The organism is Helicobacter pylori (genome assembly GCF_006440215.1).
In the GTDB taxonomy this organism is placed as follows: Bacteria; Campylobacterota; Campylobacteria; order Campylobacterales; family Helicobacteraceae; genus Helicobacter; species Helicobacter pylori_CS.
Map to the genome: position 1 here is coordinate 1 of NZ_VEZH01000040.1, position 482 is coordinate 482.

General features: G+C 30.7%; 1 protein-coding gene. It reads right to left on the reverse strand.

Annotated features, from left to right (window positions below; genetic code table 11):
- Nucleotides 1-482 (reverse strand): restriction endonuclease subunit S (locus tag FIM44_RS08400; RefSeq protein ID WP_140579762.1); only part of this gene is annotated, 482 nt, incomplete at both ends.

Genomic DNA, 482 nt, shown 5'->3' on the forward strand with positions numbered 1-482 from the left:
TTCTAGGGGTGGGATGGGGATTGTTATTTTTGAAAGTAATTGCTTTGAAACATTGAAGCGTGTTACACCATTAGCAACTTTTGAAATATTTTTCCTAAAATTATAGTCTCTTAAAAAATGTTTAAGAAACGATGGATTAAATAAATTCTCATCAAAAAATCTAAAACCAAAACAAAAACTATTAAGATAAATATCTTTTTCAATCTTTTGAGTAACTACGCAAGACATCGCACAATCCTCTAAATTTTCAGATGAACCAGTAAAAAGCACATCGCCTAATTGAATTGTATTTTGTTTTTCTTTATCCCCTATTTGAACGCTTTCTAAAGCATTTAGATCTAATTGTGGATTATTAAAAACATTGACATAAGGAACATAAAATTTATTCCCTTGAGAGAAAGATTTTTTACTTTTTCCAACAAGTCCGCTATAAAATTCCCCAATATCCCCCAACTTCCTAAACTCCACCCCCTTAGGTGCTA